The organism is Chryseobacterium sp. SORGH_AS_0447, assembly GCF_030818695.1.
Lineage (GTDB): Bacteria > Bacteroidota > Bacteroidia > Flavobacteriales > Weeksellaceae > Chryseobacterium.
This window is the reverse complement of record NZ_JAUTAR010000001.1, coordinates 2,351,399-2,372,774: the sequence shown is the minus strand read 5'-3', so window position 1 is coordinate 2,372,774 and position 21,376 is coordinate 2,351,399. Positions and strand designations below refer to the sequence as shown.

The window sequence follows — 21,376 nt, the reverse complement described above, 5'->3', positions numbered from 1 at the left end:
ACGAATTTGCCCAAAAATATCCGAATATTTCGGTCTATTTTTTATGAATATTTATTAAAAAATATTGGATTATTGTCAATGAAACGCTATATTTACATTATTCAATATAATGTGAAAAGAATTTGTGTTTATTTTTAATTAATATTAAAATAAACCTTGTAATTAGTAACAATTTCATGTCTAACGCTAAAAATTAACCGCATGTATTAAATCATTACATTTTAAAAAACTAACCCTCAAAACCACACTAAACCATGAAAAACAAATTGCACGCCTGCATCATTGATGACAAGGATAACGGCGAATCCATCTCCCAACTTCTGAAAAAAGAATTCCCTGAATTTGAGATTGCTCTCTGTACCAAAAGCATCCCCTGTGCATCCGATTACCTCCGCAAAAATTCTCCTGATCTTCTATTCGTCGACATTCAGCTCAATGATGAAACTGCTTTCGAAATTTTGTCAAGATTAAAAGAAACTCCCTCTCCCGTTATTTTCATTACAGATTCCGAAAACTCAGCTATTCGGGCTGTGAAGAGAGGTTTTTCTGATTATCTATTGAAGCCTGTGACGAATCTTGATTTTGTACTTATGGTAAATAAAGCCATTGAAGATTTTAGAAAGAATAAAATCACACAGTCTTCTCAAATTCAAAATAAAATCAATTTACCAACTCTACAGGGCTTTAAAAGAGTCAATATCGACGAAATTATCCGTTGTGAAGCAGATTCAAATTATACTTTCATTTATCTACTTGATAAAACCAAAGTGATGGTTTCCAAAACGCTTTGTGATTTTGAAAAGAATCTTTCCCGCTACAATTTTTTCAGAATCCACCACAAACACCTGATCAACCTCGAACATTTGAAAGAATACATCAAAGGCAAAGGCGGACAGGTCGTGATGGCCGATAATTCCGTACTGGATGTCTCGGTACGTCGTAAAAACGAATTTCTGCATAAAATGGTTTAACAATTCACACTTATTTGACAATTGTATCCATTTACTCACTTTCTGTTTTCACCTGATCACTCGTAATGGGATGACTGGTAATGCTTTGATACTTTTGAAAAACAAACAACCAAGAACAAATGTATCATGAAAACACACGTATTATCTTTGAAAGGTCTGGCAGTAACCGCTTTGATTTTTTCATCATTAACAGTGAATGCCCAGTTATGGGATGTCAACGGCAACGGTGGTATTAATAATACAAACTATGTAGGAACCATAGACAATAACGCCTTGTATCTGCGGGTAGACGGACAAAGTAATAATCCCGGCCAGGCCCTTTTAAATGAAGAGGGGTCATTTTTAGTAGAAAGTGTGAATAATTCTAATACTTCAAAAACCAAAGGAAGTATTATCGTTGGTTCAAGCAATGTTCTGGGAAGCAATGCCAACAGTTCGATGGTCAGTGGATGGCAGAATGATCTCTCGGATGGCGGCGGTGCCAATATTGTAGCAGGACAGGGAAACCGTGTCTTTAAACAGGCAAGCAAATCCGTCGCTTTGGGATGGGTCAACAGGATTGCAGCTTCCAACCAGTTTGCTATCGGAGTAGGTGTTGACCTGTCATCTGAATATTCGGGAGGTTTTGGGATCGACCTGATCGCAACAGGAAACCGATCGTTCGTATTCGGTTCAGGAACCGGAGGAGGATCGAAACTTACCAATACGATTCCTTCGTCGCTGATGTTCGGTGTTTCTTCGACGCCAACCATGCTGATTCAGGATCAGCGGGTGGGAATAGGTACTACCGCTCCTACTGCAATGCTGCATACCAACGGCAAAGTACGAATGGAAAATCTTCCAAACGGATCCGGAAGAGCATTGGTCGTTGATCCGAACGGAAATGTAATGGTAGCCAACAGTTATATTAATAAATCTGCCGAAGATCAGACTGCGGATTATCAGACCCAGATCGACGAACTTAAAAGAGAAGTTCAGGAACTTAAAGAACTGCTGAAACAAAGCAAAATTAACGTTGATATGAACACTCTTTCCAACGAGCCGAAACTATACCAGAATGCCCCAAATCCTGGAAAAGGTGAAACCGTAGTTAAATATTATCTTCCAAAAGAAGTAAATAATGCATCCATTGGGATCTACAATACTTCAGGACAGCTGATCAAAAATATTCCGCTTAAGGAAAAAGGAAACGGAAGCGTTATTCTTAACGGAATTCGAGGAGGATCTTATGTATATACCCTTTCGGTAGATGGCAGAAATATCGATACAAAAAAAATGATGATCCAGGATTAGCGATAGATTTATTTTCAAAACTTATATTTCTTTATGCTACAAGGCTGTCTTCGGACGGCCTTTTATATTTTCCAAATCCGATTAATAGCAAACGTAATGATTTAAATTAATTAAAAAAGTTTAATCACCTTCCGAATGTTCATGTTATTTTCTAATCATTTATCTAATATTTTATTCACTCGATTTTACCACCAATCCCCGATTTTTCCTTACATTCGAAAATATAAAAAATCACCTTTCATGATACAACTTCCTTTATCGAAGCTTTCCAATGTAGGAACCACCATTTTCAGTACGATGACGCAGCTTGCGAATGAAAACGAGGCCATCAATCTCTCGCAGGGTTTCCCGGATTTTATGGCAGATCCTGAACTGCTGGATTGCGTAAGCAACTTTATTAAACAGGGTTTTAACCAATATGCGCCTATGGGCGGAATGATCGGGCTAAAGGAAGAAATTGCAAAAAAGATCGAAAACAGCCACAAAGCCGTTTATCATCCCGATTCCGAAATTACGATAACGGCCGGCGGAACTCAGGCCATCTTTACCACCATTGCTGCGTTTATAAAAAAGGACGATGAGGTTATTATTTTTGAACCTGCTTATGATTGTTATGAGCCGACGGTAGAACTTTTCGGCGGTATCGTAAAAAGATTTGAAATGAAGGCCCCGGATTATGAGATCGACTGGAATTCCGTGAAGAACCTGGTTTCCGAAAAAACAAAAATGATTATCCTGAACAACCCGAATAATCCGGCAGGAAAGATTTTTAAAGAACGTGATCTTCAGGAATTAATAAAAATAGTTGAAAACACTTCGATCCTTATTCTCAGTGATGAAGTATATGAAAATATTGTTTTCGACGGGAAACAGCATCTCAGCATCTGCCGATATCCCGAACTTGAAAACCGGAGCCTGATGGTCGCTTCTTTCGGAAAACTGTTCCATGTCACTGGCTGGAAAACCGGGTATTGTGCTGCGCCAAAATATTTGATGGATGAATTCCGGAAAGTGCATCAGTTCAATGTATTCTCCGTAAACACACCGATGCAGCTAGCTTTGGCGGAATACATGAAAAATCCTGAACATTACCTTTATCTCAATCAGTTCTTCCAGGAAAAAAGAGATTTTTTAAGGGAGGGACTGTCCAATACTCCGTTTAAAGTATTGGATTGCGAAGGAACTTATTTCCAGGCATTGCAATATGACGATATTTCGGATAAAAATGATTTTGATTTCGCCAGTGAACTGACCATTACCCATAAAGTAGCAAGTGTACCTTTTTCATCGTTTTACCAGAATAAGCGCGATGATAAAGTGATCCGTTTATGCTTTGCTAAAAAGCAGGAGACCCTGGAAAAAGCTTTGGAAAACTTATCGAAGCTGTAATAAAAAGTCCGGTGATTGAGACTTTCGAAATCACCGGACTTTTTTCATCATTTCCAACTATAAAAACATCCCGCCGGATGCTTCAATTCTCTGGCCGTTGATCCAGCCGGCATCTTCCGTACAAAGGAAAGCTACTACTCCACCGATGTCATCAGGAAGCCCTGCTCTGCCCAAAGCAGTCGCACCGGCTACCATAGCATTTACATGCTCATCGTCTCTCGTTCTTCCGCCGCCAAAATCCGTTTCTATTGCGCCCGGAGCCACCACATTGGATTTGATTCTTCTTGCTCCAAGTTCTTTCGCCTGGTATTTCGTTAGCATGTCAACAGCAGCCTTAATAGAACCGTACACGGATGATCCCGGAAGAGCAAACCGTGCCAGCCCTGAAGAAACATTGATGATTCCGCCGCCCTCATTGATAAAAGGTAAAAACTTCTGGGTTAAGAAAAATACCCCTTTGAAGTGGATATCCACTACATCATCCAGCTGTTCTTCCGTTACTTCGGTAATCGGAGCGTAAAGAGCGGTTCCGGCATTGTTTACCAGGAAATCGATGTTTCTGCTTCCTGTGTTTTCTTCAAGATGATCGCCAACCGTTTTTACCAATGCATCAAAACTGCTAACGTCTTTGGTGTCCAGCTGGTAAGCAATTGCTTTTCTGCCCAATGCCTGGATTTCAGCCACTACCTTGTCGGCTTCTTCTTTATTGCTTTTATACGTAATGATGACATCCAGTCCTTTCTGGGCGATTTTTAAGGCTGAATTTTTTCCTAAGCCCCGGCTTCCGCCTGTGATCAATGCAATTTTTGTTCTTGTTTCCATTATAGATTTCATTTTTTGATGGTACAAAGTTGGGATAATTAAAGGGCATTGCGTTTGTCTGATTCAAACGTAAATTTGCAAAATTCAAATCACGAACGAAATTCCAGAGGCGCCATCGACGTTTTCTTTTTAAAAAAATTAGAAAAATGGGCAATCTCCTCAAAGCCTAAAGCATAAGCGATCTCCGAAACATTCCATTTTGTCTGTTTCAGCAGGATCTTCGCTTCCTGGATCATTCTTTCAGCAATAATCTCAGTGGTCGTCTTTCCGGTACTTTCCTTGAGTTTTTTATTCAGGTAATTTACATGAACGGCAAGCCTGTCGGCATAATCTTTTGCTGTTTTCAATTGCAGCCTCTGGTTGGACGATTCGATAGGAAACTGCCTTTCCAGCAATTCTATAAATAAAGACACTACCCTCATTGAGGCATCCTGGGAGGTTGATAACTTCGAAGCCGGCTGTAGTTTCTGTCCGTAATGGATCAATTCCAGCACATAATTACGGATCAGGTCATACTTAAAAATATAATCCGAATTGATCTCGTTTTTTATCTTACCGTATAAAAGTTCAATTTCGTCTGCCAGTTCATCATCTATTTCAAACAGGGGAATATTTCCCGGCTGAAAAATCGGAAGGTCTTCCAGAGTGGTATGCGATTTATCTTTAATGAAAAAATCTTCGGTAAAAACGCAGAAACTCCCCGATTGGTCGGGATCTTCCGGGATCCAATGATAGGGAACCCTTGGTGTGGCAAATAACAAAGCATTCTTCTTTATCTGAATGACCTTATCGGCGTATTCAGCCCTGTTTCTTCCACGGATCAGGCTAATCTTGTAATATTTCCTTCTGTTGTAGGGCATTTCTGCCGTGGCTTTTACTTTCTCAATTGTTTGTGCTATATCAAAGACATTAAAATGCCCTATATCTTTATGCAGTCCTTTCGGAAAAACAGATTCTATATCCATACCGAGCTTAGCGGTCATTTCGCGGTAAAAATCATCTAATGAAGTGTAGGTTGTATGGGCTGTCTTTTGCATCATGGGATTTGTAAAATTCAAATGTAAGAAATAAAAATTTTCACGATAAACATTCTGAAATAAAAATTTTTTATTTTTTTTCAAAGCAAAGTGATATAATATCTGTTTATTTCATAAATTAGTGACAATCAAATTAAAACAGTATTCATTATGAAAAATCAAAATCTAATCAATGGGAAGAAACTGAACAAAAAACAATTGCGCTTTATTACAGGCGGGCTTTTAAACTGTTTAGAAAGTAATTGCCCTACACCAGGTGGATGCCCGATATTAAACGAATATGGTTGCATCACGATTTCAAATGTCTGTGCACAAAAGGAATGTAAACCACAATAGTTAATTACAGTATTTTACTAATTAAAATTTACCACATGAAAAATCAAAACTTAATCAACGGAAAGAAACTGAACAAAAAACAATTACGCTCTATTACAGGCGGATTAGCAGATTGTCTGGGAGGAAGCTGTCCTACGGTAGATGGATGCCCGCCATTAAATGAATATGGCTGTATTACAATTTCAAACGCCTGTGCACAAAGACAGTGTAGACCTCAATAATATATTCATATAATAAATACTTAAATCATCAATCGATGAATTTTAGACAAAAAACGCTCCGGAAATCAAATTCCGAAGCGTTTTTTTATATAACTAACTTTAATACTTCTTATACGTTGAATCTGAAGTGCATGATATCGCCGTCCTTCACGATATATTCTTTTCCTTCTACCGAAAGTTTTCCGGCTTCTTTTACTTTTACTTCAGAACCGTAGTTTACATAATCGTCATACTTGATAACTTCTGCACGGATAAAACCTTTCTCAAAATCGGTATGGATAACACCGGCAGCCTGAGGAGCCGTCCATCCCTGGCCGATCGTCCATGCTCTTACTTCTTTCACTCCGGCAGTAAAATACGTCTGAAGTTTCAGAAGATCGTATGCTTTTCTGATCAGACGGTTGACACCCGGTTCAGTAAGTCCCAGTTCATCAAGGAAAATTTCTCTTTCTTCGAAAGTTTCCAGTTCGTTGATATCAGCTTCAATCTGAGCGGCAAGCACAACGACTTCAGCTCCTTCATTTTTAGCCATTTCTTCGATTTTAGCAATCCATTCGTTACCGTTTTTAATGGAATTTTCATCAACATTACAAACATATAACACCGGCTTATTCGTCAATAACTGAACATCGCTGATGATTGATTTCGTAGCATCGTCAGTAGCGAATTCCCTTGCATTTTTACCGTCTTCCAAGAATTTTTCAAGACTTTGAAGGGTTTCATACACCAGGATATCATCTTTCTTTCCTGATTTGATGAATTTCTTAGCCTTTTCTACAGCTTTCCCAACCGTTTCAAGGTCTTTCAGCTGAAGCTCGATATCAATAATCTCCTTATCTCTCAAAGGATCTACCGAACCTTCTACGTGAACGATATTTCCATTATCAAAACATCTTAAAACGTGGATGATTGCCTCACACTCCCGGATATTGGCAAGGAACTGATTTCCCAAACCTTCTCCTTTGCTGGCCCCTTTTACAAGACCTGCAATGTCTACGATTTCCACTACCGCTGGCAGAACTCTTTCAGGTTTTACTATTTTCTCCAGTTCAAACAACCGGTGATCCGGTACGGAAACCGTTCCGAGATTCGGCTCGATGGTACAGAAAGGATAGTTGGCCGACTGGGCTTTGGCGTTGCTCAGACAGTTAAAAAGAGTTGATTTACCTACATTCGGTAAGCCTACGATTCCACATTTCATAACGTAAGATTCAAAGTTTAATGTTTACCGTTCAGAATTTGATGTTATGAAAACCCTGAACTTTCAGCGTGCAAAGATAGTGATTTTAACGGGAGTTTCATAATAAAAAAATCTGCCGGAGTTCGGCAGATCTTAAATAAATTTTCTTTCAGTGGGTGTTTTGTATGTTATGGATTAGCGCCTGTGGCATCCTGTGCCTGCTCAGCGTCATCCGGTAATGTTTCAAGGGTTTTGTCAAGAGTAAACAGCGATTCGTCGGATGCTCTGTCTCCTCCTGCAATTTTTAATTTATCGATCAGGTTCATGGCAAATGTTTCTTCTTCAATCTGTTCTTTTACAAACCACTGAAGGAAATTCCAGGAAGCCCAATCTTTTTCTTCGAAGGCCATATCAACAAGCTTATAAATAGCAGTCGTATTATTCACTTCATGCTGGAATACCAGGTCGAAGCAATGCGTAAGACTTGTCGGTTCTTCTCCCGGTGCGGCAAGTTCTGTAATTTTCGGCTTTCCGCCTCTGTTCAGCACATACTGCATAAATTTTACGGCATGATCCCTCTCTTCTTGTGCGTGACGGAATAAAAAATTCGAGATTCCGGCATACCCTTTATCAGCAGCCCAGATTCCGTATGAGAAATAGGTTCTTGACTGTAAATCTTCTGTATTCATCTGATCACTGAGTGCCTGTTCAAGTTTAGCCGAAAGTCTGTTCGTATTCATAATTCATATTTTTTAGTGATTATGTAGCTATCGATGCAAAAATAGTTCCGAGAAATTCTGTCTGTTTTACGAGACAATTTCATACACTCCCTAAAATACTGAAATACTATATTTTATGCAGTAATTTAAAGTTATTCTAAACTTCTTCCATTGCCCAGACTGGGATTTTACCCAGTTACGTCCTTTGTTTCATCCTGCCGTCTGGCGTCTTTTTCAGGAGCTTTTTCCCGCTTTCCGCTGCAATCTTTTTTTTCAAAAAAGGATTTCCGCTGCAATCGGGGCTAGGGCATTGGTCTTTTGCTTCTGCTTCAGTCCAGCAATTTAGCATTTTAATGTAATGATCAATGGTGAATCCGGCCTTTCCAGTTAAATGATAAAATTTGATATAATTCTGTTTTTAGTCATAAACATTCACTTGCGGAGCAAAATTGACGATTCACCATTCACCTGCATACAACAATATTTAGAGCAAAAAAAATTCCTGCAGAATGATTGCAGGAATTTAGTTCTTTTAAAAGTGTGCTTATTGTATTTTTTTCGCAGTATAGTCACTTTCATTGCCCAGTCGGTCAACGGCTTTAATGGCTGCGGCATTCAGTATTTTTCCGTCTTTTGTCATGGGAATCTCTTTTGAAAGCTGATCGAGAGTGAGGATTTCGGTTTCCCATACCCCATTGTATTGTGTAAAAAGGATCCATTGGAAGACGTCTTTTATATTTTTTGTACTCCAGCTTACCTGTACGGAACTTCCCGTGTTATTGATGAAAAGGCTCGGGGTCTGCAAAGGCATTGTTTTGATCCACGGAGATTTTGGGACAAGCGCTTTTTCTTTATATGGACCGTTTTTTAACACGGGCAGCATGTTTGCATTTTTCGTAAGTCCGGCAATGCTCCAGTGGATTTCCCCGGCGTCGTTGCCCAACACCTGTCTTGAAACTTCGATCTGATCCCTGATTTCCGCCGGGCGGTCTGGAGATTTTATTTCCACTGTATTTAATCCCGGCCAGAGGTGACGGTTCAGGGTATTTTCAGATTTCCACCATTGCAGCAAGGCTTCAAACGGCTGACCTTTGGATTCAATCGGCCAGTACAGCTGAGGCGAAAAATAATCGACCCAGCCTTTGTTCAGCCATAATTTGGCATCGGCGTACAACTCGTCGTATTGCGAAGAACCAGTAATTCCTGCAGGATAACCCGGTTTCCAGATCCCGAACGGACTGATCCCGAATTTCACATAATTTTTCTCTGCATGGATTTCTTTATAAATCCGTTCCACAAATTTATTTACGTTATCTCTCCTCCAGTCTGCTCTGCTTAAGGTTCCGCCGCTGCTCACATAAGCGCTCCAGGTTTTGTTATCCGGAAAATCTGCACCTTTGTTATACGTCGCGTACGGATAAAAATAATCATCAAAATGCACGGCATCGATGTCGTACCGCTTTACAATGTCTTTTACCACATTGGAAACGTGTCCCTGTGTTTTCGGATCTGCAGGATCAAACCAGTACATTCCGTTTTTCAGCCGGATCACAATATCGGAAAGTTTATTGACCATCGACAGGCTGTTCGGAGAACCTCCGTTGGAGTGATGAGCGCGGTAAGGATTCAGCCAAACATGGAGCTCAAGTCCCCTTTTATGGGCTTCTTCAGTCCAAAATTGTAAAGGATCATAATTCGGATAAGGTGCTACACCGGTCTGCCCTGTTAAAAAGTAGGACCACGGCTCCAGGTTGCTTGTATATAAAGCATCTGCCGATGGCCGCGCCTGGAAAATCACCGCATTAAAATTATTGTCTTTTAGCATACCCAGCATGGCAATCGCTTCTGCTTTCTGCTGTTCCACTGATAAGTTATTTCTTGAAGGCCAGTTGATGTTTGCTACACTCGCGATCCAGGCACCCCGGAATTCCCTTTTGATTTCAGGAAGGATGGTCCTGAAGGTTTCATCAGGAGGAATAGCAGCTACCGGTTTTGGAGGAAGCGCAGGATTCTCAGATTTTATAGGAGGTTTAACGGGAGTAGCTGCCTTCTGTGAAGCACAGGAAGCCATTGTAATAGCTGAAAAGAAAAAGAGGGTATAGTTAATATTTCGGATGTTCATTTCACAAAAATAAGGGAATCTTTTATTTTAAATAACATGGAAGGGTTAAGTTTTACAACATCAAAAAATTATTGGTGTTTTGAGATAATCTATGATCCGGACCATTATCCGTATTTATGGTTAATTCATTAAATTAAATATTATTATTTCTGCAATCTTTCGCCTTGTACAAACCCCTGCTTGCCGTCTGCCGTTTTTATATGATACCAGGAACCGAATGCCGTAAGGATTTCAACAGGCATTTTAGTGTTGATTGTAGAAAGTATTTCGTATTTTGTTCCCGGGCCCGAGCGGAGATTGGTTCCGGATTTTATCCATTTTCCTTCCGGCAATTTTGCAGCAGTTCCGGAAGCCTGAATAGACCGTTTTCGCAGGTATGGATAAGGATCAACCGCACCTCCGGTCGTATAGATTCCGAAATGTAAGTGGGTCGGGCCTCCGGCAGCATTACCGGTATTTCCAATCCGGCCTAAGGTATCACCTGTTTTTACCTGCCTTCCGCCCTCCGTCAGAATGCTGTCGAGATGGGCGTAATAATAGGAATTTCCCAGAATGCCGTCACGGAGCCACACCTGTTTCCCGCCCAGTCCCTGATTTCCGGTACGGGTAATGAATCCGTCGGTTACCGCTACGATAGGCGTTCCTCGTGGTGCAAAGATGTCAACGCCTTCATGGCTTCTTCCGCCTCCGTCACGGCTGGCTCCCCAAAAGCTCTGAACATCCCGGTTGCCCTTTCCCGCTACAGGAAATGCGATGGATGGCTGAGTGTATATTTTCATTTCAAAACTATTGCGGTATCCGATTTCAGGCTGAATAACGACTTTATGTAAACCGCTGGTTTCCGTAAACCGGGTGAATTTTCCGTTTTCCAGGATTTCACTTTTGGCTTTTCCGGTATCTGTGCCAGGCTCGAAAACATCTACAAATATTTTAGCCGGTGGAGTCATTCCTGATGCTTCAATCACCAGCTGATCCCCTTTCTTCAATTCGAGGGAATATCCGACCGCATGCTGTTGCGGCTGGTTGGCAAAAAAGGTGAAAGCATTGCTCTCCCCTACCATAAGCCGATTGGCAACAGCTGAAGAAAAGCTGCTTTTCCACTGTGCCATCAGACTGTCGGCACCTGAAAAACTGCGTTCGTACTTTGACCTTTCGGAAGACTCGAAGATTTTGCCGGGTATCTTCAGTTCTTTACAGGCGGTTGCGGTAAAGATTATTATTAACGTAAAAAATATTCGTTTGATGATGTACATGGTAAACGGAAATACAAAAACTTGGCCGTGGGATTTGCATAGTTATATTAATATGGCGGAAAAGTTTTTAACACATTGGGCACATGAGATTTTAGATTGATGGATTGCGCATATTTCAGAGTATAGGAGATTTAAAATCAAAGATTTTTAATGGCTCTACCGTTAAATTGTGTTAACGGTTGATTTTTAAACCGCAAAAGGTACAAAAGATATAGATGCTGCTAAGTAAAGCTTAATAGCAGATGCTTAAAGTGCACAAAAGTTTTAAAAATCAAAGATTTTTATGTATCGGATGGGCTGTAAAGATTTCGCCCTTTCAGGGCTTGGATGGCTGTTTAATTGTGACACCGGGCTTCACCCGGTGCTGTTGATGTAATGCCCTTTCAAGGCTCATCGGATTGAGTGTATATTAGAAAATATTTGTAAAGAGTGTACGATTTGCGGAGAATAAAAAAGCCTCCCGTTTTGCGGGAGGCTGTATGATGTTCTTTAGCAAAGACTAAAATGCCAATGCTCAGATGAATGTTGAAATTATGCTTTTGCAGATCTTTCTACTCTTTTTCTTTCTTCTTCAGAAAGGATTTTCTTTCTCATACGGATGAAGTTCGGGGTTACCTCGATGGCTTCATCCCCCTGGATGTATTCCATACATTCTTCCAGAGAGAATAGGATTTTCGGTGCTACCCCGGTATCTTTATCTTTTCCGGAGGCTCTCATGTTGTTCAGCTGTTTTGCTTCCACGATGTTTACCACAAGGTCTCCCGGTTTATTCTGCTCCCCGATGATCATCCCTGCATAGATTTCCTCACCCGGATCAACGAAGAATTTACCTCTGTCCTGAAGTTTAGCGATGGAATATTCCGTAGCCGGTCCTTGAGTTTTGCTGATCAATACCCCGTTGTTTCTTCCCGGAATCGCACCTTTGAAAGGCTTATATTCTGTGAAACGGTGAGCCATGATGGCTTCACCCGCGGTAGCAGTAAGCATCTGAGAACGCAATCCGATCAAACCTCTTGAAGGAATTTCGAATTCCATGTGCTGCATTTCGCCTTTTGTTTCCATGATGTGAAGGTCACCTTTTCTCTGGGTAGCCAAATCGATTACTCTTGAAGCATATTCTTCCGGAACGTCTACTACTAATGATTCATAAGGCTCCAATTTTTGTCCGTTTTCATCTTCTCTCAAGATTACCTGCGGCTGACCGATGGTCATTTCATACCCTTCTCTTCTCATCGTTTCAATAAGAACTGACAAGTGAAGAATACCTCTACCAAATACAAGGAATGTATTGGCATCATCGGTCTGCTGAACTCTTAGGGCTAAGTTTTTCTCCAATTCTTTGGTTAATCTCTCCTTCAGGTGGTTAGAGGTAACATATTTACCGTCTTTTCCGAAGAACGGAGAGTTGTTGATGGAGAACGTCATGTTCAGCGTCGGCTCGTCGATGGCTGTTCTTTCCAACGGCTCAGGATTTTCAAGGTCTACGAAAGAGTCACCGATCTGGAAGGCATCAAAACCTACCACGGCACAGATATCTCCTGCCTGAACTTCGGTTACTTTCTTCTTTCCTAATCCTTCGAAAACATAAAGTTCTTTTACTTTTCCTTTAACAATTTTTCCGTCTGCCTGGGCAAGACCGATCCACTGAGATTCTTTCAGTTCGCCTCTCGTTACTTTTCCGATCGCGATTCTTCCTAAGAAAGAAGAAAAGTCAAGGGAAGTAATCTGCATCTGAAGGTTTCCTTCAGTTACTTTCGGAGCCGGAACATATTGTAAAATTCCATCTAATAATGGCAAGATATCTTCAGTCTGCTCCAACGATGTGTTGAACCATCCCTGTTTTGAAGATCCGTAGAACGTAGGGAAATCCAATTGTTCTTCGGTAGCTTCCAGGTTGAAGAACAGGTCGAACACCTGATCGTGAACCTCGTCAGGACGACAGTTTGGCTTATCAACTTTGTTGATTACCACCAATGGTCTTAATCCTAGTTCCAATGCTTTCTGAAGTACGAAACGGGTCTGCGGCATCGGCCCTTCGAAGGCATCCACCAACAGGATTACCCCGTCTGCCATTTTCAATACCCTTTCCACTTCCCCACCGAAGTCGGCGTGACCAGGGGTATCGATTACGTTGATTTTTGTGTCTTTATAAGTAACAGAAATATTTTTTGATAAAATGGTAATCCCTCTCTCTCTTTCAAGATCATTGTTATCCATTATCAGTTCTCCACTTTCCTGATTTTCTCTGAAAATGTTCGTAGCATGAATGATTTTATCAACCAGAGTCGTCTTCCCGTGGTCAACGTGTGCGATGATCGCAATATTTCTAATGTTTTGCATGAATGATTTTTACGGGTGCAAAAATAGTGATTTTAAATCAAATACCATCAATGAAGGCTAATAATTTAACAAATTCATAATGAGAACTTTAGTAAGACCGTCATAAAAGCGGTGTGCAAACCGGCAAGGTTTTGAAAACATGAAGGTTTCGTAAAGTGATGATTTGGAGAATAGGCTTTGTTAGATTTTTATTAACCATAAAAGTGTCAAAAGCTTTTAACACTTAAGTCACATTAGTTTTTTTAGTTTACTGTATTGCGCATATATTAGAACACAGAAGATTAAAAATCAAAGATTTTTATATGTGGTCGTGAATGAATGATCTTCTGATGACTGAACGGGCCGAAGACTCATTTTTCACCACAAAAATTCTGAATTTTAACTACAAAAGTCACAAAAGCTTTTAACCCTAAGTCATATTAGTTTTTTAGTTTACTGTATTGCGCATATATTAGAACACAGAAGATTAAAAATCAAAGATTTTTATATGGTTGTGAATGAATGACCTTCTGATGGCTGAACGGGCCGAAGCAACACTTTCAACGCAAAAATGCTAAATTTTAACCACAAAAGATGCAAAAGCTTTTAGCACAGGAGTTTTTTAAGTTTAATGTATTGCGCATATTTTTAAAGCACATAAGAGAAAAATCAAAGATTTTTATAGGCTGTTGTGAATGAAATGACCATCAGGTGGCTGAGCGGAGCCAAAGCTACTTCTTTCACTACAAACTGCTGAATTTTATCACAAAAGTTACAAAAGATATTCTTGCTGTTTATAAAAGCTGAATGCTTGATGGTGAGGAAAGCATACAAAATTTTTAATAATCTAAGATTTTTCTGCAGACCATTTAAAGAAATTCACCATTCACCGGCAAAGCCGGATTCACTATTGACTTTAAAATATCCTGTATAAACTCCGGCTGAAACAGAAACAAAAGACTGCCGCCCTAGCCCTGATAGAAGCGGCTACCCCACAGCGGGGCTGGAGGTTGGAGCGTGCAGGGGTTTAGCGGCGGTAAGGGTTGGAATGCAATGGCGCGAGGAGTAATAGCGGATAGCAGGAATAAGCTCCTAAAAAATCCGTAAATTCTCCGACAAGGCCATAAAAAAAGCCCGGATCATATGACCCGGGCCTCTTTATTGCTTGTATATAATCTATACTGTTTGCTCTTCGTGTTTCCCTTCGTTGATTTCCTCTACCATCTTCTTATTGAAAGCCGGCAAATCTTCAGGGGTTCTGCTGGTTACCAACCCATGATCGGTTACCACTTCGCTGTCTTCCCATTGGGCACCTGCATTTTTTAAATCCTGGCTGATTGATTTTACGGAAGTTAAGTTTCTTCCTTCCACCACTCCTGCGTTAATCAGGATTTGCGGTCCGTGGCAGATCGATGCTACCGGTTTGTGCTGCTCAAAGAACTCTTTTACAAAAGACAATGCCTTTTCATTGGTTCTCAACTGGTCCGGATTGATTACTCCGCCCGGCAATACCAATGCGTCATAATCGGAAGCCGATGCTTCGTCTAATGTTTTATCCACCGGATATTCCTGACCCCAGTCTTTTTCTGCCCATGCTTTAATGGAACCTGATTCCGGACTTACGATATGGGCCGTCCACCCCTGTTGTTCCAAATGCTCTTTTGGTGATTTCAGTTCGCTTTCTTCAAATCCGTGTGTTGCCAAAATGGCGATTTTTTTAGACATAATATTAAATTTTTTGGTGTTTACAGGATAGAAAGAAGAAAAAATGGTGCCGTGCGAAAAATACAAATGCTAAATGTTTGTTAAAAGATGTGGGACCTGTTTCCATCTGCAAGATTTCAAACGCGACGATCGCAAAGAGTGATTTCTTTTCTTCCTGCATATTTTTCGTTCGCTAAGGCACTTCGTTCAGCTAATGATCTTTGTGGTTAATTAATCTTTCAATAGTAAGCAAAAATTCAAAATCTGCGTCATCTGCTAAATCTACGTGCGAATAAAAACGTCGATAGGCCAGCCTCCTCAAAGTAGATGGTTCAGTTTCAGAAATGATAAAGCACCGCGTAAATGATCAGGCCCTGCAAAAGGATCAACATTGCAGTCTTAAAGAGAAAGGATATTTTGGAAGTCTTATGCCTGAAGGAAATCATTCCGAGCAAAGCACCGGCGGTTCCGCCAAGAAAAGTCAGGAAAAGGAGCAAGGATTCCGGGATTCTTCGCTGGTGCTTTTCGGCCCTGCGTTTGTCGAGTCCGAAGGTAAGAAAGGTAATTAGCGTTGAAATGATGAAAAAATACTTCATGTAGGACAAAGGTAGGAATATTCAGGGAAGTTTGGAGGTGAATGGTCAATGGTGAATGGTGAATTTTTATAGCGGTGCGAAAGAGATTTAACGCAAAGTTTTCTAAACGCCGCGCCTATCTTAAGGGAGCAAAGGATGGCGGCAAGCCGCTGATGAAGCGCGGGGGTATAAAGTTTCTGAAGTCCAGTGGTGTTGGAAAGTGCAATTGCACAAGAGGTTTTTGAAAACTTTATGCAAAAGACGCAAGGATTTTATCTTCGGTAAAATTGCGGACCGGTGATTGATTTTGAGCACAGGTATTACAAAACATGAATTTTAGCAGTTTAAAATTTGAAGCTGTCAAACTCATTGCGCCTTATATCCCATCTATTCTCCGGTATTCCTTGCTGCTTTGCGAATCTCCAACTCTCGAATAAACAAAAAAATAAACTGTCTTTAAAAAAAAATCTGCGCCATCTGCCTGATCTGCGAGAGACCCTAATTTTTTGAAACCTATTTCGACAATTTCAAACCGATTGGAAATTGACACTGGAATTTTTTATTTTTGTTTTATCTAAAATTGAAAATCAATGACCGTACACGATCTGGTGGGCAGCTATACTGTCCAGGGCAGCAACCAGGAAGCGACCGACGCTGTAACCTATCATGGCTTTCTCACCCTTTCGCTGGATGAGAATGAACGGATTTTAGCCCAATGGCTGATCGGAGACCATGAACAAAACGGCACCGGGTTCTACAAAGACGGAATCCTGGTGATTAATTTCCGCTATGAAGGGGAAGATAAGATCTACAAAGGCGTCGCTGTTTACCGATGCCTAAGCCCCGATATGCTGGACGGGTTTTGGTCGGAAAAGCACGGGGATCCGAGGTTTTTGGGGAGTGAGTATTGTGTGAGGATTAGGAATGTGGGGGTGTTGAATTGATTGAGCTGCAATGACCAGCAGACTGATAACTGTACTACAGAATTTATTCTTAATGCCCGGATATTTTTAGTTTTGTTGGTATTTTATCCCGTGCAATTCCCAAAGGCTATACCCGGAAAACAAAATCGGCATCCTGATCATCATCGCTTATCGCAAATTTTCATACAACTTAAAAACAATATTTTAGCAACAGAAAATACACCAGGGACGCAACATTAAACGATTTAGGGAAATGCTGTGCATCAAGCAGGACGCCCTGGCTTTCGACCTCGGCGAAGACTGGAACCAGAAGAAAATCTCCCTCCTCGAACAGAAAAGCGTGGTGGAAGAAGCCCTACTGCAAAAGATCTCCGAAGTGCTGAACATTCCCGTAGAGGCGTTTCAGAATTTTGATGAGGAGGCTGCCATCAATCTGATCTCATGTAATTTTTCAGATAATGCCATGTTCAATAATAAAGTTGAAATTCAAAACATCAACCCCATTGAAAAGTGGATTGAAGCTTTGGAGGAGATTAAGCGGCTGAACGCAGAGTTGATTAAGGTTAAGGATGAGCAGATTAAGATGATGGAGAAGTTGATACAAGATAAATAGATGAATCCTGAGCTTGGTCTCAGGATTTTTTAAGAAGGCTTTGTAAATGACTTAGTCTTATATTTAAATCAACTTTTTTATTAAACTGCTTACTTCTTGAAATTTCAGATTTAATCTTTTCAATCTCTTTCTTTATAGTATCTGTCTTTTTCTCATTTTCTACAATTTCTTTGAGACTAACTGCGCTATTGGTATCATCAATAAATTGTAAACAAAATCTTTTATAAATCCAATCTAAACTATTCTTTAGTTCTATCGAAAGCGCAACCTCGTTTTCATTGATCCAATCAGTTGAAAAAGTATAGTCGACTACTGCATTATCATCATTAGCTGGATGAATATGTTTTACAGATGTTGATACATAATGTTCATCATTAAACTTAACTTTAAAAATGATATGATACGGAATTGCTTTGTCTATGATCATAAGTAAATCCTTGATATGCACTCTTTCTTTCAAATCAATCTCTAAAAATTGTATTTCCTCAACATCTTTTCCGCTAAGATTAATCGTATCTTTAGATAATTTGTTAGCCCAAGTCATCTTTAAAATCTTTTCACTAAATGCTTTTTTCTGCTTTGTATTGAGATATGCGTCAAAAGTTTTTTTTGGAATTACTTTTTTTACGATCGTTGATTTTGGTAGCTCAAACATTTGCATATTTTTTATTTAATAATCAGAAACGAGATTAGCTTAAAATCTTCAATACCTTTGAACTTTTCTTTCATCACATGAGTACCTCCTGATTTGAACAAACTCATTACATCTTTTTCATCTTCAGTTTCCAGGATAGTAGCAATTGATTTTTTAAGCAATTCCGAATAGACATACATATTATGATATTCTTGAGTTTCAGTATTGAGTTGCTCGCATAAGGAAGCAATGGGTTCTTTTATTCCCTTACTCAACATTCGAATGGCATCCAGGATCTTTTTTGAATCAATATGGCTATATATTAATTCCCCTTCATTGTTTATATAAACAAGATAAAAAGGATGTAATCGGTTTAGTTTATTGATGTTTATGTTTTCATTAATATTTTTTAATACATAAATAACTCCCGGCTTTAGAATTTCTGTAGAAGGAAATACGGCGTGTATTCCTTCAGGAATATCAACCATTTCTCCATATTCTTTGATGAAATTTGATAAATCGATTCTAAAATCATTTAGTCCCAAATCTGTTATATCAATTCCTTCCCGTAAATCTTCTAAGTCTGTAACTTCATCCTGTAATTTTTTTAATTGAATTTTTCGGTATTCAAGATCTTTTTGGTTCTCTTTTAGAATATTGTCATCAGCCGTACTGGCCATATCCGAAATAAGCATCCTATCTTCAACTCTTTGTTTTAAATTGATGTAATTATCCAATGTGATATCCGGCCAAAAATTAACCAATGTTATCGATTCATTGGTTGAGCCAATCCTATCAATTCTGCCAAAACGCTGGATTATACGAACGGGATTCCAGTGAATATCATAATTAATCAAATAATCACAATCCTGTAGATTCTGACCTTCAGAAATACAATCTGTAGCAATTAGAATATCAATATCTTCGGTGATCGTCGGAAAAACTAAGTCCTTATCTTTTGATTGTGGAGAAAAACAGGTTAATAACGCATTGAGTTCTGTCGGAATACTTTTAGCAGTTGTAACTCTTTTCGATCCTGTAATTAAAGCTGTATTGATTTGATATTCATTTTTAAATATCTCACCTAAATTGTTATAAAGATAACCAGCAGTATCTGCAAATGCTGTAAATACGATAACCTTTTTATTATTTGAGTTCAAAGGATTTTCTATTTTCTCTTTGATATTTGCAATCAACTTTTGAAGTTTGTAATCTGCAATTGGGGTAATTGTATTAACTTTCTTTAGAAGCTCATTCAGGGTACTTAAGTCCTCCTCTAAATCTTCTTTCCATTGTCTTCTATCTATATCGGCTAAATGAACCTTTACTTTTTTTCCAAATACATTTTCTTCATCTCCCCAGTTCGTATCCCAGTCAAAGTTTTCATTTTCCGTATCAAACTGAGGACTCACCAGATCTTCCAGACCATCCTTAGACAAGGCTTTTATAGTGTTTTCTATTTGTGCTACAATGCCATTAGTCGTTATTCTGAAAGAGTCGATGGAACTTTCAATCCTTTTCAGTAAATTGATGCGCATTAGAACTTTTAAACTTTTTTCTCTGTCAACCTGCCTGAATTTACCATTCTTTGTTTTTTTATCATAACGTTCGGCATATTTAGCTAATTGGCTCGGTAAAATATATTTCAATGGAGAGTAAACAGAAAGATTTAATTCACTAAGCAGCTGTGCAACTTCTTCGTAAGTCAAAGTCTGATCTTCCGTTAATGGGCTTTCTATAGAGAACGGTCTATTGCGTTTAGGGAATTTCCCAATAGTACTTGTGTCATAATAAGTTGCAATATGTTTTCTTGAACGGGCGATGGTCAGAGAATCTAATACTTCGAAGAAATCAAAATCTAGCATATCCAAAAGCTTTTCTGTTGTCCTATCAGACAAATCTAATTTTGTCCAGACATTAAATGCTTTCTGTGTTCTTTTAAAAATACTGTCAATGCCTAATTCTGTATCTAATTTTTCATCAATAATATGTGAATCACCTTCATAGGCTAATGCTAACTGATTTTTAAGGTCATTAAATTTATTATTTACCGGTGTAGCGGAAAGCATCAATACTTTTGTTTCAATACCCTCCTGCATTACTTTTCTTAATAAAGCCTGATAACGATTTTCTTTCTCGGAATAAGTTAAGCCTGCATTTCTGAAGTTATGTGATTCATCGATCACCACTAAACCGTAATTTCCCCAGTTCACATTAGCAAGATTACGTCCGTTGCTTATTCCGGATTCCCGAGACAAATCGGTATGAAATAATACATCATAATTGAAACGGTCTTTTGCTAAAATATTAGTTTTATCATTATGACGATAAGTATTCCAGTTGGCTTCCAGCTTTTTGGGACATAGCACTAAAACGTCTTTATTACGCATTTCGTAATATTTAATAATTCCCAAAGCTGAAAATGTTTTACCTAACCCCACACTGTCTGCCAAAATACAGCCTTTGTATTTTTCGAGTTTGTTGATTGCTCCAATGACGGCATCTTTCTGGAAATTAAAAAGCTTGTTCCAAACCACAGTATCTTTAAATCCTACTCTGTCATCTGGTAGATTATCTATACTGAGATCATCAAGGAAATTGTTGAAAATATTGTATAATGTAATAAAATAGATAAACTCTGGACTGTTATCCTTAAACGCCTTCTCAAAATATTGCTGTACTTTTTCAGTCACCTCTTCCAGATTTTCATCATCTTCCCAAACCTGATTAAACCAATCCAGATAAGCTTTGCTAGTAGGGAAATCAGTTTTTTGAATTAAAGTAGGAAATCCTTTTTTAGGTGTTAATCCCAAATCAGCAGAAGTAAAACTATTAATACCACTCCAGGCAAGCGAAGACTCCTCTTTATCTGATGAATGAATCATCCCCTGCATTGGGTATTTGGTCTGTTTATTAGATTTAAAAGTAACTTTCTCTTTAACCCATTTGCTGCATTCCTGAGCTATTGCTCTTTGGGTTAATTGATTTTTCAAACGCAACTCAAACTCACCACCACATAGATCCGCTTCCTTAAAAAGATGTGGAATGAAAAACTTAGGCACTTCTTTCTTCAGATTCTCTTGCAGAAAACTGGGAGATGTAAAAATAAAACGCAACTCATCGACACTTTGCAACTCTTTTCGCAAGGCTTCAAAAGCGTAGATGGAAAAGGAAGAAGCAGCAATGGCCAATTTGCTTTTCTTTTTGATGTTCTCTTTGAGATCGTCTATAAGGCGGTTGTTGATATTGTTAATTAATTTCATAA

Annotated in this window: 17 protein-coding genes; 6 read left to right on the top strand and 11 right to left on the bottom strand. The window is 39.2% G+C overall.

Going from position 1 to position 21,376, the window contains the following annotated elements; genetic code table 11:
* The first annotated feature begins 254 nt into the window (after positions 1-254).
* The 3 genes from QE422_RS10935 (at position 255) to QE422_RS10925 (ending at position 3,653) form a co-directional block, all read left to right on the top strand.
* Positions 255-971 (top strand): LytTR family DNA-binding domain-containing protein, encoded by a 717-nt coding sequence (locus QE422_RS10935; protein WP_307458009.1) that lies wholly within the window; start codon positions 255-257, stop codon positions 969-971.
* Between the two features lie 126 nt (positions 972-1,097).
* Complete coding sequence (locus QE422_RS10930; RefSeq protein ID WP_307458004.1) at positions 1,098-2,264, top strand: T9SS type A sorting domain-containing protein; 1,167 nt, start codon at positions 1,098-1,100, stop codon at positions 2,262-2,264.
* Between the two features lie 240 nt (positions 2,265-2,504).
* Complete coding sequence (locus tag QE422_RS10925; RefSeq protein WP_307458001.1) at positions 2,505-3,653, top strand: methionine aminotransferase; 1,149 nt, start codon at positions 2,505-2,507, stop codon at positions 3,651-3,653.
* A gap of 57 nt (positions 3,654-3,710) precedes the next feature.
* On the opposite strand, the gene QE422_RS10920 is transcribed toward QE422_RS10925, so the two are convergent.
* Positions 3,711-4,475, bottom strand: a complete 765-nt coding sequence (locus QE422_RS10920; protein WP_307457998.1) for an SDR family NAD(P)-dependent oxidoreductase — start codon at positions 4,473-4,475, stop codon at positions 3,711-3,713.
* A gap of 89 nt (positions 4,476-4,564) precedes the next feature.
* The gene (locus QE422_RS10915; RefSeq protein WP_307462343.1) at positions 4,565-5,512 is read right to left on the bottom strand and encodes an AraC family transcriptional regulator; all 948 of its coding nucleotides are present in this window, start codon (positions 5,510-5,512) and stop codon (positions 4,565-4,567) included.
* A gap of 371 nt (positions 5,513-5,883) precedes the next feature.
* Between QE422_RS10915 and QE422_RS10910 the strand changes: the two genes are divergently transcribed.
* Complete coding sequence (locus tag QE422_RS10910; RefSeq protein WP_307457996.1) at positions 5,884-6,069, top strand: hypothetical protein; 186 nt, start codon at positions 5,884-5,886, stop codon at positions 6,067-6,069.
* A gap of 109 nt (positions 6,070-6,178) precedes the next feature.
* Here the strand turns inward: QE422_RS10910 and ychF are convergent, their stop codons facing one another.
* The 7 genes from ychF to QE422_RS10875 all read right to left on the bottom strand — a co-directional run bounded on the left by ychF (position 6,179) and on the right by QE422_RS10875 (position 15,962).
* Positions 6,179-7,270: a redox-regulated ATPase YchF gene (ychF, locus tag QE422_RS10905; RefSeq protein ID WP_294296096.1), complete on the bottom strand. Its 1,092-nt coding sequence runs from the start codon at positions 7,268-7,270 to the stop codon at positions 6,179-6,181.
* 167 nt (positions 7,271-7,437) lie between these two features.
* The gene (locus QE422_RS10900) at positions 7,438-7,989 is read right to left on the bottom strand and encodes a ferritin (protein WP_149248628.1); all 552 of its coding nucleotides are present in this window, start codon (positions 7,987-7,989) and stop codon (positions 7,438-7,440) included.
* Between the two features lie 523 nt (positions 7,990-8,512).
* On the bottom strand, positions 8,513-10,090 hold the full coding sequence (locus tag QE422_RS10895) for a glycoside hydrolase family 10 protein (RefSeq protein ID WP_307457989.1): 1,578 nt from the start codon (positions 10,088-10,090) through the stop codon (positions 8,513-8,515).
* Positions 10,091-10,233: 143 nt separating this feature from the next.
* A complete protein-coding gene (locus QE422_RS10890; RefSeq protein WP_307457986.1) occupies positions 10,234-11,343 on the bottom strand; it encodes a M23 family metallopeptidase in 1,110 nt (369 codons plus the stop codon).
* A 531-nt stretch (positions 11,344-11,874) separates the two neighbouring features.
* Complete coding sequence (gene typA, locus QE422_RS10885) at positions 11,875-13,683, bottom strand: translational GTPase TypA (RefSeq protein WP_307457983.1); 1,809 nt, start codon at positions 13,681-13,683, stop codon at positions 11,875-11,877.
* Between the two features lie 1,155 nt (positions 13,684-14,838).
* On the bottom strand, positions 14,839-15,387 hold the full coding sequence (locus QE422_RS10880; protein ID WP_307457981.1) for a type 1 glutamine amidotransferase domain-containing protein: 549 nt from the start codon (positions 15,385-15,387) through the stop codon (positions 14,839-14,841).
* A 317-nt stretch (positions 15,388-15,704) separates the two neighbouring features.
* Positions 15,705-15,962, bottom strand: coding sequence for a DUF1294 domain-containing protein (locus tag QE422_RS10875; protein ID WP_307457979.1), 258 nt, complete (start codon positions 15,960-15,962; stop codon positions 15,705-15,707).
* Between the two features lie 569 nt (positions 15,963-16,531).
* Between QE422_RS10875 and QE422_RS10870 the strand changes: the two genes are divergently transcribed.
* Together QE422_RS10870 and QE422_RS10865 are read left to right on the top strand one after the other, a co-directional pair.
* Complete coding sequence (locus tag QE422_RS10870; protein WP_307457976.1) at positions 16,532-16,885, top strand: hypothetical protein; 354 nt, start codon at positions 16,532-16,534, stop codon at positions 16,883-16,885.
* A 232-nt stretch (positions 16,886-17,117) separates the two neighbouring features.
* Positions 17,118-17,477 carry an XRE family transcriptional regulator gene (locus tag QE422_RS10865; protein ID WP_307457973.1) on the top strand — a complete coding sequence of 120 codons (360 nt, stop codon included), beginning with the start codon at positions 17,118-17,120 and terminating at the stop codon, positions 17,475-17,477.
* Between the two features lie 19 nt (positions 17,478-17,496).
* Here QE422_RS10865 and QE422_RS10860 read toward each other — a convergent pair whose 3' ends face one another.
* On the bottom strand, positions 17,497-18,132 hold the full coding sequence (locus tag QE422_RS10860; protein WP_307457970.1) for a DUF4391 domain-containing protein: 636 nt from the start codon (positions 18,130-18,132) through the stop codon (positions 17,497-17,499).
* Between the two features lie 11 nt (positions 18,133-18,143).
* Entirely contained in the window at positions 18,144-21,374 is a 3,231-nt protein-coding gene (locus QE422_RS10855) for a helicase-related protein (protein ID WP_307457967.1), read from the bottom strand.
* Between the last annotated feature and the right edge of the window lie 2 nt (positions 21,375-21,376).